This window comes from Mesorhizobium sp. RSR380A (genome assembly GCF_054719385.1).
Window position 1 is genome coordinate 3,776,206 of sequence record NZ_JBTTIB010000001.1, and the last position, 14,043, is coordinate 3,790,248.

General features: G+C 64.1%; 9 protein-coding genes. 5 read left to right on the plus strand and 4 right to left on the minus strand.

Annotated elements, in window-relative coordinates:
- Positions 1–150: 150 nt before the first annotated feature.
- A complete protein-coding gene (locus ACYG9Z_RS18245; protein WP_023692550.1) occupies positions 151–1,050 on the plus strand; it encodes a LysR family transcriptional regulator in 900 nt (299 codons plus the stop codon).
- 4 nt (positions 1,051–1,054) lie between these two features.
- Here ACYG9Z_RS18245 and ACYG9Z_RS18250 read toward each other — a convergent pair whose 3' ends face one another.
- The 4 genes from ACYG9Z_RS18250 to ACYG9Z_RS18265 all read right to left on the minus strand — a co-directional run bounded on the left by ACYG9Z_RS18250 (position 1,055) and on the right by ACYG9Z_RS18265 (position 8,384).
- Positions 1,055–2,311, minus strand: coding sequence for an Hsp70 family protein (locus ACYG9Z_RS18250; protein WP_023751944.1), 1,257 nt, complete (start codon positions 2,309–2,311; stop codon positions 1,055–1,057).
- A gap of 176 nt (positions 2,312–2,487) precedes the next feature.
- Positions 2,488–3,279 (minus strand): TIGR02186 family protein, encoded by a 792-nt coding sequence (locus tag ACYG9Z_RS18255; protein ID WP_023692548.1) that lies wholly within the window; start codon positions 3,277–3,279, stop codon positions 2,488–2,490.
- A complete protein-coding gene (locus tag ACYG9Z_RS18260; protein ID WP_023669608.1) occupies positions 3,279–4,202 on the minus strand; it encodes a sulfite exporter TauE/SafE family protein in 924 nt (307 codons plus the stop codon). The genes ACYG9Z_RS18255 and ACYG9Z_RS18260 overlap by 1 nt, the downstream gene beginning before the upstream one ends.
- A gap of 192 nt (positions 4,203–4,394) precedes the next feature.
- The gene (locus ACYG9Z_RS18265) at positions 4,395–8,384 is read right to left on the minus strand and encodes an SEL1-like repeat protein (protein ID WP_023751945.1); all 3,990 of its coding nucleotides are present in this window, start codon (positions 8,382–8,384) and stop codon (positions 4,395–4,397) included.
- Positions 8,385–8,862: 478 nt separating this feature from the next.
- Here ACYG9Z_RS18265 and ACYG9Z_RS18270 point away from each other — a divergent pair, with 478 nt between their 5' ends.
- From ACYG9Z_RS18270 to ACYG9Z_RS18285, 4 genes are all read left to right on the plus strand, one after another.
- A complete protein-coding gene (locus ACYG9Z_RS18270) occupies positions 8,863–9,321 on the plus strand; it encodes a MerR family transcriptional regulator (RefSeq protein ID WP_023669610.1) in 459 nt (152 codons plus the stop codon).
- Positions 9,322–9,593: 272 nt separating this feature from the next.
- Positions 9,594–11,402 (plus strand): acyl-CoA dehydrogenase, encoded by a 1,809-nt coding sequence (locus tag ACYG9Z_RS18275; protein WP_023751946.1) that lies wholly within the window; start codon positions 9,594–9,596, stop codon positions 11,400–11,402.
- A gap of 229 nt (positions 11,403–11,631) precedes the next feature.
- The gene (locus ACYG9Z_RS18280; protein ID WP_023751947.1) at positions 11,632–12,801 is read left to right on the plus strand and encodes an acyl-CoA dehydrogenase family protein; all 1,170 of its coding nucleotides are present in this window, start codon (positions 11,632–11,634) and stop codon (positions 12,799–12,801) included.
- A 31-nt stretch (positions 12,802–12,832) separates the two neighbouring features.
- Positions 12,833–14,041 carry an acetyl-CoA C-acetyltransferase gene (locus ACYG9Z_RS18285; RefSeq protein WP_023669613.1) on the plus strand — a complete coding sequence of 403 codons (1,209 nt, stop codon included), beginning with the start codon at positions 12,833–12,835 and terminating at the stop codon, positions 14,039–14,041.
- Positions 14,042–14,043 lie beyond the last annotated feature (2 nt).

Below are 14,043 nucleotides of genomic sequence, written 5' to 3' on the forward strand. Positions count from 1 at the left end.
AAAGAGGGATCTGAACCGCCCGATCATTTTGTTGGCCGCGATTTGTTGGCGAATTCTTTCTAACTTCGACTGAAAAAGTAGAATAAAGCTATCGATCCGTCTAATCAGTTGTTCTTGTAAATTCGATCGGAATTGGTTCTTAATGCACACATGACGCTGGACCAGTTGCGCATTTTCGTTGCCGTTGCCGAACGCGGCCATATGACCAAGGCGGCGGAGCTTTTGGGCATCTCCCAGTCGGCGGCGTCGGCGGCTATCCGCGCTTTGGAAGAGCAGCATGGCGTTCATCTGTTCAACCGTGTCGGCCGCAACATCGAGCTGGCTCAGACCGGCCACCGTTTCCTGCCCGAGGCCAAGGCGGTGCTGGAACGCGCCGCCGCCGCCCGAAATGTGCTGGAGCATGTCTCGCAGACGGTCGCCGGCAGCCTGTCGATCGCCGCCAGCCTGACCATCGCCAGCTACTGGCTGCCGCGCAGGCTGGCCTCTTTCCACGAGGCCTACCCGGCGGTGCGCTTAAGCGTCAGCATCGGCAACACCAGGCAGGTCGAGGCCAATGTGCTCGACGGCACCGCCGATCTCGGTCTGGTCGAGGGGCGCACCGAGTCAGACATCCTCCGCCGCACCAAGGTCGACGTCGACAGGTTGATGCTGGTCGTCGCCGCCTCGCATCCCGAAATCGCCGAGATCGCGCCGGGCCGCCCGGATATCAGAGGGCTGCGCTGGATCATCCGTGAGGGTGGTTCGGGCACGCGCGAGGTGCTGGAGGATCTGGCCCGCCGCGAGGGGATATCGCTTGGCGACCTGCAGATATTTCTGGTGCTGCCGAGCAACGAGGCGGTTCGCCAGGCGGTCGAGGCCGGCGCCGGCGCCACCATCATCTCGGACCTCGTCGTCGGACGCGCCGTCGCCGAGGGCAGTCTCCGGTCGGTGCCGCTCGAACTGCCGAAGCGCGACTTCGCCATGATCACCCATCGTGACCGCCAGGCAAGCCTGGCCCAGATGGCGCTCAAGGCGCATCTCGGCGCTGAGGGCGTCAGCAATCCGGCGTAAGCGATCAGGCGAACTTCCGCTGCGCATCCAGCGCCAGGCCAAGGCCGACCGAACCAAACATGTCGCCCTCGATAACGGCGGCTTGCGGCACCAGCGACAGGATTTCACGCCGTGCCAGCGGGATCGCGGTCGAACCGCCGGTGAGGAATACGGCGGTGATCGCAGACGCCGTTATGCCAGCATCGGCAATCGTCTGCCGCACCGTAGCGGATACCCGCTCGATGTCGGCGGCGATGGTCTCTTCCAGGCCGGTCCGCGAGATCTCGGCGGCGAAATGCGCGCCGGGCAGCGCCACCGTTACATCGGCCGAAGCCTGATCCGTCAGCGCGATCTTGGCTCGTTCGACGAGGCCGGCCAGCGCATGGCCGTAACGGTGCTCGACAATATGGATGAAGCGGTCGACAAGGTCGGCGCGGACGGCCTCGAAGCGGATTTGCCTCAGATGCGTCATCGCCTTGGCAGTATAGACGAGGTTGATGCGCTGCCACGTCGCGAGATCAATGAAATAGCTCGCCGGCAGGTTGCGCTTGCCGTCTTTTGTGGGCGTCAGGTAGCCGAGCTTGGGCATGACATGGGCAATGCTGAGCAGCCGGTCGAAATCGGTGCCGCCGATATGGATGCCGCGGTTGGCCAGGATATCGTCCTTGCGGTCGCGTGAGCGGGCGCGTTGCGGCGAAACGCGCACGATCGAGAAGTCGGACGTGCCGCCGCCCATGTCGACGATCAACGCCAGTTCCTCGCGCTTCACGTCCTGCTCATAGTCGAGTGCTGCCGCAATCGGTTCGAACTGGAAGGCGATGTGCTTGAAGCCTTGCGCGCGCGCCGCTTTTTCAAGCTCGCTTTGCGCCTTGGCATCGGCGTCCACATCGTCGTCGACAAATTGCACCGGCCGGCCGAGCACAACGTTCTCCACCGGAGCGCCGGCATCTTCCTCAAGCCGCTTCTTCAAATGGCCGACGAACATGCCGACAATGTCGATGAAACCGATCTGCCGGGCCTTGATCCGCGTCTTCTCATGCGCCAGCGAACTGCCGAGCACGCTCTTCAGCGACCGCATCAGCCGGCCTTCGATGGCATCGGTGTAGTCGGCAATGGCGCGGCGGCCGAAATAGGTGTGACCGTCCTCGAAGTTGAAGAACACCGCACTTGGCAATGTCGGCTGTCCGCCTTCCAGCGCCACCAGCCGTGCCTGGCCGTTGCGGATCACGCCCACCGTGGAATTGGACGTGCCGAAATCGATGCCGCCAAATGCCTGGTGCATTGCAGCCTCCTGTCATTGGGTCGTCGCTGTGGCAGGCGTCCGCAAGGCGCGCGCCGTCCAGAGGCCGGACCGTTCTGCCGAATGATTGTGCGTGTTACCCGAGGGTTGGGAGGCGGCGGTCTATCGCAAGACTGAGAAAAGGGGAACCCCTTTTCCCCGGAAATGGGTCCTGCGCGTCAATCCCTGCGGAAAATCAGCCTGCCCAGCCAGCCGGTGATCATGGCCAGCGACACGGAGAAGACGCCGTAGAGGAAGGAGTAATCATGCGCGACGCGGAAGATCGACTGTTCGAAACCCGATTTGCGGATTTCGAGCTGGGCCGAGCTTTCCTTGAGGAACAGGCCGCTCTTGAACAGGAACGCGCGGGCTTTATGCGTTCCAACCGGGACGTTGGGCGCCAGCCGCACCGTGGCGCGAAACAGGTTCTGCGACAGGAACTGCACGCCGCCGACATTCTCGCTATAGAGGCCGGTCGCCGCCTTGCGCTCGCGCAGCGCCACGGTGAATTCCTCGATCGTCGCCGGACTGTCGGTTACGTCGGCCGGTTGCATGTAAAGGTTGGAGGCGCCGAGCGACAGCTGCTTGTAGCTGTTGGGTTCGGTGATGTCCTGCAGCGGCCGTGTCGTGGCGACGGAGTAGGATACCGGCACGTTCTCGAAGGTCTCGGATTCCAGGTTGACCCAGACGCCGAGCACCCGGTCCTTGCGGCGCACCACAACCGGCCGCGGCGGCCCTTCGAGCACGACGATGACGTCATAGCGCCCCTGCCGCGCGACCAGCGGGTCGGGGTTTTCCAGCGAACCGAAAATGGTCAGGTCGGCGCCGGAAAAGCCGGCGGTGATCGACACCGCGTCGGTGGAGAGACCGATCTGGATGCCTTCCGGCAAGGGGTTCGGCGATTGCGCTGCCGCCGGCAGAGCGAGGGCGAAAAGCAAAACGGCGGCCGAAAAAATCCCCCACCGCAGCATCAGTTCAGGCCCGCGGCGGTCAGCGAATAGAGGTTTGGCGGCGTGACGAAGAGATCGATGGCAAGCCGGATGGCAACCGCCAGCACCAGCAGCGCCAGCAGTGCCCTGAGCTGTTCGCCGCGCAGCTTCTGTCCTGCCTTGGCGCCATATTGCGCGCCGGCAACGCCGCCCGCCATCAGCAGGAAGGCAAGCATGACGTCGACCGTCTGGTTGGTGGTGGCGTGGACAAGCGTGGTGTAGGCCGAGGTGAAAATGATCTGGAACAGCGAGGTGCCGATGACGACGTTGGTCGGCACTTTCAAGAGATAGATCAGCGCCGGCACCATGATGAAGCCGCCGCCGACACCCATGATCGACGACAGGAAGCCGATGCCGGCGCCGAGCCCCAGCACCGGAATGACGCTGACGAACAGCTTCGAGGCCCTGAAGCGCATCTTCAGCGGCAGCCGGTGGATCCAGTTGTGCTGGCCGGATTTCTTCAAGACCGGCGCCGCACCGCTGCGCGTGGCGCGCAGCGCATTGACGCTCTCGACCAGCATCAGCCCGCCAACGGTGCCGAGCAGCACGACGTAGAGCAGCGAAATGAACAAATCGAGTTGGCCGAGCCGGCGCAGGAAGGCAAAGACAAAGATACCACCGGTCGAGCCGACGATGCCGCCGGCCAGCAGCACCCCGCCGAGCTTGAAGTCGAGCGTGCCGCGCTTCATGTGCGACAGCGCGCCGGAGAAGGAGGAGGCGATAACCTGGTTGGCGCCGGTAGCAACGGCGATTGCCGGCGGGATGTTGTAGAAGATCAAGAGCGGCGTGATCAGAAAGCCGCCACCGACCCCGAACATGCCCGACAGGAAACCCACCGCCGCGCCCATTGCCAGCAGCACGAAGACGTTGACGGAAATTTCCGCGATCGGGAGATAGATGCCCACCCGTCAGTCTCGATCAGTTTGCCTGTCGGCGATTGCAGCCATTCCAGGGCATTGTCGCACCGAAAAGCCAATTCTTTCTTGCACCGCCGGGGCAGTGGGATCAAACCCCGTCGCCCTACCGAAACAAAAACATCTCAAGCAGTTAACAGGCAAATGTATGGCAAGGGCGTCGCGTTAGCGACGCATCTGCCGTTATTTGTGCGCCAGCAGCGCCTTCACCAGCTTTTCGTCGATTTCGCCGGTCGCCTGCATCTTGTTGTCGGTCTGGAAAGCCATGATTGCGGTCTTGGTCTTGCCGCCCATCACGCCATCGGCGCCGCCGGCATCGTAGCCGTTCTTGTTGAGGATGAGCTGGATGTTCTTGACCGCCTTCTTCATGTCGACGCTGGCGGTGGTCTGCGGCGTGCCTTCCTGCCAGGATTCAGGAATGTCGGCCGAGTTGGACGCCGGGTCGAGCGGCTTCGGCTTCCACAGTTCCGTGGCGGCGCGCGCCCGCTCCAGCTGTTCGGGGCGCAGCGCAGTGGCGACTTCGTCGCGCTTTGCAGCCGCATCCTTGTCGCCGGTCTTGGCGACGAGCGCGAACCATTTGTAGGATTCCTCCAGGCTCTGCTTCATGCCGACGCCCTTTGCCGCCAGGATGCCGAGATTGAACTGGCTGTCCTTGACGCCGACATCGGCCGCCGCCTGAAACCAGTGCGCGGCCGATTCATTGTCGGTCACGCCGTCGGCGGCCATGGCAAACAGAACGGCCAGATTGTGCATGGCGCTGGCATTACCCTGCGCGGCGGCGAGCTGGTAGAAGGTCTTTGCTTTCTTGACGTCGCGCGTGACGCCGATGCCCTTCTCGTAGAAATTGCCGATGCGGTATTCCGCCGGTGCGAAGCCGAGCTCGGCCGACTTTTCGTACCATTTGGCCGCTGCCGCCATGTCTTCCTTGACGCCGCGCGATTCAGCATAGCGCGAACCGAGCTCGAACAGCGCCTTGGCGTCACCGCCGGCAGCCGCGTCGCGCAAGGCTTGCGGGCCGGCATCGGCCGGAACGTCTATCTTGGCCACGACAGGTGCTACCGCGGCATCAGCCGGCGGAACGGCGCCGGTAGTATCCGAGGCCGTCGTATCCGAAGCCGAGGGCGCCACGACGGCGGCCGCAGGCTGCGCGTCGGCAGCCGCCGGTTCCGCAGTGGCGGTGGTCGGCAGCATTGCATTTGGCGTGGGGGCCGGATCGGCCAAAGCCATCGGCGCTGGCGCGGGCTCCACCGCCGGCACTTCGGGCCCAGCGACCGAGGCCGCATTCATTGGCGCATCGTTGCCAGCTGCCGGTTCCGTGGGCTCCGCCTGCCTGACGATCCGGGCCGGCACGTCCTGCACGGCCACCTGCTGTTCTGCCTTGGGTTGGCTGGCAGCGTTGACCGAGGCAGTCTCGACCGGCTGCGAGGCGACGATCGGCGCTGTATCGTTGCTTGCGACCTCGACCGGGTCGGCGAAGAAGGCCTTGCCCAACTGGAGGCCGGCAAGCGCCAGCATGATCGCGACCGCTCCCATCAGGATCGGCTTGCGCCGCGCCTTGAGCAGGTCGCCGATACGAAGCGCCTTGACCGGGCCCTTCATGGTGGACTGGCGTTTCAGTGCGTCGGCCTCGGCGGCCGCGGCTTGCGCCGCGCGTCTGGCAGCGGCAATGAAGTCGGATTTCGATGCATCGCCGGAGTTTTGGCGCACCGGTGGGCCACGCTCGTCGCGCACGCGCTTCATGATGGCGTTGAGGTCGGGCGCGCCGGAGCCCGGCTCCAACGGCCGGTTGGCGAGCTTCGGATCGAGCGGCTCGTCGAGATCGACGCTCGGCATGTCGACATTGGGCCCCGAGCCGGCAAGCGGCGGCATGTCAGCCGGCTTCTTGCCCCTGAAGGCGCGCGCCAATCCTCCGAACAGCGACTTCTTGGCCGTGCCTTCGCCTTTCTCGGCAATCCTGTCGGAACCGAGCGCTGCCTGGGCAGCGGCCGCGGCAGCTTCGGCTGGCGAGCGCCGCACTGGTTCGCTGCCCATGACCGGGTCGCTACGCGTACCCGAGTTGGCGCGCATATCCGGCTCGCTGCGCATGATGGCGGCGGCGCGGCCGTCGAGATCGGCCATGTCTCCGGTCAGCGGCAGCGGCTGGTCGATATCCATCGATGGCGCGTCCTGCACCGAAATCTTGGAGGCGCGTGCAGCGCGGGCCCGCCGCGCCGGCTCGGCCTGGGCATCCAGAAGCTCGCTCACCGCCTCGGCCGGTTCGCTGGTCTCCAGCGAGCCCAGACGATCGACGATCTTGAGCAGCGTGTCGTGGATCGCCTCGAATGTCCGTGAATTGCGCTCGTCCGAACGGCGCGTCAGCGCTTCCAGCGTCTTCAGATCCTGAGCAAGGCCGGTAACGGCCGCGGTGTTGGCGTTGGAATCTGCCAGCGAGCGCACGGCGCTCTCGGCTGCTTCGCGTGCCGCGCCCATGATGGATTCGCGGGTTCCGGCCAGCGACTTCTCGATTTCGTTGAGGCGCGGGCTGATGTCCTCGAATTCCGGCAGCGGCGTGCCGGGCTTCGACAGATGCGCCGATAGGCTGGAGACCTGCGCCTCAAGGCTGCGGATCAGTGCCGGATCGATGCCGGCGACCTGCGCGGCCGACGATTCCAGCCGGCTTGAAATGTCTTCGAGCCGGCTTTCCAGGCCGCGGATCGCCGCCTCGTTGGCAGGATCGGGAATGCGCGTCTCCATGCGTTGGGCGAGCGCGGTGAAGCGTGCGTCGATGGCGTCCATGATGCCGGCGCTGTCAGCCTGCGGCTGGCGCTGGTCCAGCCGGTCGGCAACCTCGTCCAGCCGCCGCTCGAGATCGCGAAACAGCATGTTGCCCTGTTCGATGGCGTCGCCCTGCCGACGTTCCATCATGCCCGACAGCACGTCGAAGCGCTGTTCCAGACCCTGGAAGATATAGTCGGCGTCGGGCATGGCCGGGGCGCGGTCGATCTTGTCGGCGATCATCGCGATCTGCTTGCCGAGGCGCTCCATCGCCTGTTCCGGCAGATTGGCGCGGCCGGCAAGCTCGTCGACCCTGTTCGACAGCGTGCTGAGACGGTCGAGAACCTCGCCGCTCGGACGAACCTGCACGACTTCCTCGATCTGCTGCGCCAGCGAGGCGATCCGCTTCTCGATGCGTTCAAAAGGTTCGGGGTCGAAGGAATTGGCCTGTGCGGCGACGGTCGAGGCTACGATGGCGCGCGAAATCTCGTCGAGCCGTTCGTCGATCAGGCCAAGCGTGTCGCCGCCGCGGTTGCTCTGCTGGCTGACGAAATGATCGACGGCGCCGGCAAGCGTGCGGACCTTTTCTTCCATCGAGCGCAGCGACAGCGATTCCGGCAGATTGTGGACGGCATTGCTGATCTGTTCGAGCCGGTCGGTCAGGGCCGAAAATCCGGGGCCGTCGGCGCGGTTGCGCTGGTCGGCGTCGACACGGTCCTCGAACGCGCTCCAGCGGCGGTCGAAATCGTCCCAGCGGCGGTCGACCTTCAGCACGCTTTCCTCGCGCGCCAATGTGTCGAGCGCCGTCTTTACCTGCTCGAGCTCGAGCCGCAGCATGTTGACGCTTCGGTCGTCGCTCTTCTCGGCCAGCGTCTGGATGGCGCCGGACAGCCGCTCGAATTCGACGCCGAGTTCGGCGCTGCCCTTGCCGGGCAAGCCGCCTGCCTGACCACCCGATTGGTTGCTCGCCTGGAAGGCCCGTTCGATGTCCTTGCGCAACGCGGCGAATTCGCGCTGCAGGCCGGCCGTCATCTGATGGCGCAGTTCCTCGCGCAGGCCGCGCAATTCGCCGGCGATCTTGCCGACCACGGCGACGCTGTCTTCCTGGCCGCGCACGCGGTCGATGTCGCGCGCGATCGCCTGATAGTTCTGGTCGAAGCCGGCCGGCCCGGCGCCTTTCGGCCGCGGCGTGGGCTGCGGGTCCTCGTACCAGCGCGGCGGGGCGTAGGGCTGGGCGCTTGCGTAGCGCGGCTCTGCCGGCGGACGGCGCGGATCGAAGCGCTCGGCGGCGTCCTCGCGCTTGCGCTCCAGCCGCTGCTCCAGCGTTTCCAGCGAGCGGTTCAATTCATCAAGCGTGGTGTTCGGCCTGCGCGGCCTGCCGGCGTTGAGTGTATCGAGATAGGACCGCTTGCTGTTCATCGATGCGTCCGTTTTCAGAATGGCTGGCTTGCTGCCAGTTTCCCAAGTCCTTGTCGGGAACGAAGGCGGCCGCGCGGCACTGCTGCGGCGGAAGACGAGCTTCCCGGGCCAGGCCCGCTCTCCGAAAAACCGTGAAAAATTCGCTACAGGATAAACACGGGTGACCGACATCCGCACATTTCACCCATCGTGGTAAACAAGGTGTTAACCAAGCTTAAGAAGTTACGGCATTGCTGAAATACAGGCGGTGCCCGTTCGGACCCGGCGCCGGGGGTGCGGCATAAGGTTTCGCAATCCCAGAACGCCCTTGCGTCATGCGACGGCTATCGTTATAGAATTGACGTAAACGTAAGAGGGGCGCCGTTCGTGCCTTTTGCGATGAATTAGTTGAAACCACGACTGGAAGCATGCCCCCGCTTCCACTCAGGCGTTGCAAGGTCCGAGACCGCGATGCCACGACAGGGGAAAGCCAGTGACTATGAAACTTGTTTCGCCCGGCGAAGCCGCGGCCAACACCAACAATATGTCTGCCGAAGCCAGTGAGGAGCTCGTGCGCATCGGCGAGATGGCCAAGAAATACGGCGTGACGCTGCGCACGCTGCGTTTCTATGAAGACAAGGGCCTGCTCAATCCGAAACGCGATGGGGCAACGCGCCTCTACACGCGCCGCGACAAGGCGCGGCTGAAGCTGATCCTCCTCGGCCGCAAGGTCGGGTTCTCGCTGCGCGACGTCAAGCAGATGATGGATCTCTACGATCCCACGGGATCCAACACCAAGCAATTGCGGCTGGCTCTCGACAAGTCGGAGAAGCAGCTAGCCCGCCTGCAGAAGCAGCGCGCGCTGATCGACGACGCCATCAACGAGCTGAGCGGCTCGATGTCGGCCGTGCGCCAGATGCTGTCCGAGCGTTCGGCCCCGGCCAGCGCCGCCAGCTGATTTTGCTCCGCAGCTCCCGGCGAAAGCTTTGAACGGAAGAGCCGCGCGGCCGCCCGCGCGGCTCTTTTTGTTTGACCCCCCTCGCTTTGCGCAAAGCTATGCACCGCGCGTGCCGATAGGCTGGCACAGGTAAATTTTGTCCCGGCGACAAAATTGACGTTTACGCAAACGTCAATTTTTGCTATCTCGCTTTCGACATTGGCCGGCGTGCCGCCCCAACCTCATGTTCGGGGCCCGATCTCGCGGCCAAGACCCGCATGGTGGAGGAACACATGCCGATCTACAGGGCGCCGGTCCAGGACACGCTGTTCGTGCTCAACGAGGTGCTGGGTTATCAGCGATATTCCAACCTTCCCGGATTTGCCGACGCGACGCCCGACGTTGTCGAGGCGATCCTCGCCGAAGGCGCCAAGCTCGCCGAAAACGTTATGCATCCTCTGAACCGCGTCGGTGACATGGAAGGCTGCGTGCGCCATGAGGACGGCTCGGTGACGACGCCGAAGGGCTTCAAGGAAGCCTACGACCAGTATCGCGAAGGCGGCTGGATGGGACTGGCGGCGCCCATCGAGTTCGGCGGCCAGGGGCTGCCCTATGCCGTGCACACCGCGGTTGCCGAATACATGGTTTCGGCCAACATGGCGCTGATGATGTATCCCGGCCTGACTCAAGGCGCTATCGCTGCTATCATCACACACGGCACCGACGAGCAGAAGGCGACATGGCTGCCGAAGCTGGTCGAGGGGTCCTGGACCGGTACCATGAACCTGACCGAGCCGCATTGCGGCACCGATCTCGGCCTGCTGCGCACCAAGGCGGTGCCGAACGGCAACGGCACCTACAAGGTATCCGGCCAGAAGATCTTCATCTCGGCCGGCGAGCACGACATGTCGGAAAACATCGTCCATCTCGTGTTGGCCCGCATCGAAGGCGCGCCGGCAGGCGTGAAGGGCATCTCGCTGTTCATCGTGCCAAAGCTGAAGCTCGATGCCTCGGGCAATCCGGGCGAGAAGAACACGCTCTCCTGCGGGTCGATCGAGGAGAAGATGGGCATCCACGGCAATTCGACTTGCGTCATGAATTATGACGAGGCCGAAGGCACGCTGCTCGGCGAGGCCAATGGCGGCCTGAAGGCGATGTTCACGATGATGAACGAAGCCCGGCTCGGCGTCGGCCTGCAGGGCCTGTCGCTGTCCGAGATCGCCTACCAAAACGCGGTCTCCTACGCCAAGGACCGGCTGCAGGGCCGCTCGCTGTCTGGCGCCAAGGCGCCGGACAGACAAGCCGATCCGATCATCGTGCATCCCGACATCCGCCGCTCGCTGATGACCATGAAGGCCTTCAACGAGGCCGGCCGCGCGCTGGCGCTGTGGACGGCGATCAAGTCCGACATCGCCCACCGCTCCGCCGACGACAAGGATCGCCAGGCGGCCGACGACTATACGGGCCTGCTGACGCCGGTGATCAAGGGCGTGCTCACCGACAAGGGCTTCGACCATGCCGTCATGGCGCAGCAGGTGTTCGGCGGCCACGGCTACATCGAAGAACACGGCATGAGCCAGTTCGTGCGCGATGCCCGCATTGCCATGATCTATGAAGGCGCCAACGGCATCCAGGCGCTCGACCTCGTCGGCCGCAAGCTTGGTCTGAATGGCGGCCGCGCCGTGCAGGCCTTCTTCAAGGACGTCGGCGAGTTCTGCGAGGAGAACCGTGCCGACGACAAGCTGGCGCCGTTCACCAAGGCGCTGAAGAAAGGCCTCAACGATCTGCAGGCGGCGACCATGTGGCTGGTGCAGAACGGCATGGCCAAGCCCGACAATGCCGGCGCCGCGTCGACCGATTACATGCATCTCTTTGGCCTTGTGGCGCTGGGCTACATGTGGGCGCAGATGGCCAAGGCCGCGCTCGGCAAGACCGGCGCCAACGGCTCGCAGTCTGTCCACGAAAATGGGGCTTTCTACGACAACAAGGTGGTGACGGCGCGCTTCTTCATGGAGCGGATCATGCCCGAGACGTCGGCACATCTGGCCCGCATTTCCAGTGGTGCGGACACGCTAATGGCGCTGCCTGCGGAAGCGTTCTAGAAATGGCTGGCGTCCCCCTCCCTTGAGGGGAGGGTGGCCCGAAGGGCCGGGAGGGGTCCTGCGTGCAGTGCGCCGGCTGGTTGGCGCTTTGGTAGGAGATGATCGCAATGCCCCAAACCCGCGTCAATTCCGAAGATAAGGTCGAGCACGTCATCGGCGACCCCACCCGACCGCTTCGCGGCCACCCTCCCCTCAAGGGGGAGGGGGACGTTGGCGCGGGAGAAACGGCATGACAAATCCATCAGAAGTGCTCTCTTTGCCGAAGCCAGCCTGGGCGGCGGACGAAGTCGGCATGCTCTACGACATGGCGCATCGCTTCATGTCGGAAGAGATCGCGCCGCGCTACGACGAGTTCGAGAAGAACGAGATGGTCGACCGCGAGAGCTGGCGCAAGGCAGGTTCCGCCGGCCTGCTCTGCGCCTCGATGCCGGAGGAATATGGCGGCTCCGGCGGCACCTTCGCGCATGAGAGCGCCATCATCGAGGCGATCGGCCATGTCGGCGTCGACGGTTTCGGCATCGGCCTGCACAATGCGATCGTTGCCCCTTACATCCTTCATTACGGCTCCGAGGAGCAGAAGAAGAAATGGCTGCCGAAGCTGGCAACCGGCGAACTGATCGGCGCCATCGCCATGACCGAGCCGGGCGCCGGCTCCGACCTACAAGGCGTCAAGACGCGCGCCGAGAAGGACGGCAACCAGTACAAGATCAACGGTTCGAAAACCTTCATCACCAATGGCCAACTGGCCAATTTCATCATCGTCGTCACCAAGACCGATCCGGCCAAAGGCGCCAAGGGCACCTCGCTGATCGTCGTCGAGGCCGACGAGGCCGAAGGCTTCGAACGCGGCCGCAACCTCGACAAGATCGGCCTGAAGGCCAACGACACGTCGGAGCTGTTCTTCAATGATCTGCGCGTGCCGACCTCGAACCTGCTTGGCCACGAAGAGGGACAGGGCTTCATCCAGCTGATGCAGCAATTGCCGCAGGAGCGCCTGCAGATCGGCACCGGCGCGATCGCCATGATCGAGCGCGCGCTTGCTCTGACCATCGACTACGTCAAGGACCGCAAGGCCTTCGGCAAAGCGATCATCGAGTTCCAGAACACCCAGTTCAAGCTCGCCGAACTGAAGACCGAGGCCACCATCGGCCGGGTCTTCTACAATGATTGCGTCACCCGCCACATCAATGGCGGCCTCGATCCGGTGACGGCGTCGATGGCGAAATACTGGCTCTCGGACCTGCAGGGAAAAGTCGTCGACGAATGCCTTCAATTGCATGGCGGCTATGGCTACATGAATGAATATCCGATCGCCCGCATGTTCCGCGACGCCCGCGTCCAGCGCATCTACGGCGGCACCAACGAGATCATGAAATTGCTGATCGGCCGCTCTCTCTGAGAGCGACGTCGGCAAAGCAAGGAGCAAGCAAATGGCCGAAGCTTATGTCTATGACGCCGTGCGCACACCGCGCGGCAAGGGCAAGAAGGATGGCTCGCTGCACGAAGTGCCGGCGGTGCGGCTCGCCGCCAGGACGCTTGAGGCGCTGCGCGACCGCAACGGCCTCGACACCGCAAACGTCGACGACATCATCTTCGGCTGCGTGGACCCAGTGGGCGAGGCCGGCTCGGTCATCCCGCGCGCCGCCGCCTTCGAGGCCGGCTACGATAACAAGGCGCCGGGCATGCAGATCTCGCGCTTCTGCGCTTCGGGTCTCGACGCCATCAATTTCGGCGCCGCCAAGATCGCTCAAGGCGCCGACGAGATCGTCATTGCAGGCGGCGTGGAATCGATGTCGCGCGTCGGCATGGGCGCCTCGGGCGGCGCCTGGTTCATGGACCCGTCCGTCGGCCTGCCCGGCTGGTTCGTGCCGCAAGGCATATCGGCCGATTTGATCGCCACCAAGTATGGTTTTTCGCGCGACGACGTCGATGCCTATGCGGTCGAGAGCCAGAAGCGCGCCGGCAAGGCCTGGGCCGATGGCCGTTTCAAGAACTCCGTCATACCGATCAAGGACCAGAACGGCCTCACCATCCTCGATCATGACGAGCATATGCGGCCGTCGACCGACATGCAGTCGCTGGCCTCGCTCAACCCGTCCTTCGTCATGCCTGGTGAAATGGGCGGCTTCGACGCGGTCGCCGTGCAGAAGCACCCTGAGGTGGAAGAGGTCAATCACGTCCACCATGCCGGCAATTCGTCGGGCATCGTCGACGGTGCCGCCGCAGTGCTGCTCGGCTCCAAGAAGGCCGGCAAAACGATGGGCTTGAAGCCACGCGCGCGTATCCGCGCCTTTGCCAACATCGGCTCCGAGCCGGTGCTGATGCTTACCGGTCCGGTCGACGTCACCGAGAAGCTTCTGAAGCGCGCCAAGATGAAGCTGTCGGATATCGACCTGTTCGAGCTTAACGAGGCCTTCGCCTCGGTGGTGCTGCGCTACATGCAGGCATTCGAAATCCCGCACGACAAGATCAACGTCAATGGCGGCGCCATCGCCATGGGCCATCCGCTCGGTGCCACCGGCGCGATGATCCTGGGCACGGTGCTGGACGAGCTCGAGCGCCGCGATTTGAACACCGCTCTGGTGACGCTCTGCATCGGCGCCGGCATGGGCACCGCAACGATTATCGAACGCGTCTGATT

Coding starts and splice junctions, on each gene's coding strand:
- ACYG9Z_RS18265 (WP_023751945.1), bottom strand. CDS start 8,384: ATGAACAGCAAGCGGTCCTATCTCGATACACTCAACGCCGGCAGGCCG.
- ACYG9Z_RS18275 (WP_023751946.1), top strand. CDS start 9,594: ATGCCGATCTACAGGGCGCCGGTCCAGGACACGCTGTTCGTGCTCAAC.
- ACYG9Z_RS18285 (WP_023669613.1), top strand. CDS start 12,833: ATGGCCGAAGCTTATGTCTATGACGCCGTGCGCACACCGCGCGGCAAG.
- ACYG9Z_RS18245 (WP_023692550.1), top strand. CDS start 151: ATGACGCTGGACCAGTTGCGCATTTTCGTTGCCGTTGCCGAACGCGGC.
- ACYG9Z_RS18280 (WP_023751947.1), top strand. CDS start 11,632: ATGACAAATCCATCAGAAGTGCTCTCTTTGCCGAAGCCAGCCTGGGCG.
- ACYG9Z_RS18270 (WP_023669610.1), top strand. CDS start 8,863: ATGAAACTTGTTTCGCCCGGCGAAGCCGCGGCCAACACCAACAATATG.
- ACYG9Z_RS18255 (WP_023692548.1), bottom strand. CDS start 3,279: ATGCTGCGGTGGGGGATTTTTTCGGCCGCCGTTTTGCTTTTCGCCCTC.
- ACYG9Z_RS18250 (WP_023751944.1), bottom strand. CDS start 2,311: ATGCACCAGGCATTTGGCGGCATCGATTTCGGCACGTCCAATTCCACG.